The sequence below is a fragment of the Vibrio sp. 10N.222.49.A3 genome, from assembly GCF_041475145.1.
Taxonomy (GTDB): Bacteria; Pseudomonadota; Gammaproteobacteria; order Enterobacterales; family Vibrionaceae; genus Vibrio; species Vibrio tasmaniensis_A.
Genome location: NZ_JBFRVM010000145.1, coordinates 1 through 364, shown reverse-complemented (window position 1 = coordinate 364; position 364 = coordinate 1). Strand labels below are relative to the sequence as shown.

Here is a 364-nt window from a genome sequence, read left to right as displayed (position 1 = left end):
GTTTATCTGCTCTTATTTAATAAGAACGGTATAAACACAACAAACACATTCAAGTGTCTTGTATTCGAATCAAACTTTAGTTTGATTCACAATTGAGTCCGGCAAACAGTTATCAAGAATTAACCCTTCTTGATGACAACCAAAAACCTTGGTTAGTTGCCATACTAGTTTGTTTTCACTTTTTTAAAGTGAAAGTAAATAGAAACCCTTTCGGGTTGTATGGTTAAGTGACTAAGCGTACACGGTGGATGCCTTGGCAGTCAGAGGCGATGAAAGGCGTAATAACTTGCGATAAGCCCAGATTAGGTAGTAATAACCTTTTGAGTCTGGGATTCCTGAATGGGGAAACCCACTTGCATAAGCA

Annotated in this window: 1 rRNA gene; it reads left to right on the top strand. The window is 38.2% G+C overall.

The features are described from left to right. Positions 1 to 221: 221 nt before the first annotated feature. A 23S ribosomal RNA gene (locus AB4589_RS20535) occupies positions 222 to 364 on the top strand; the annotation flags it as partial.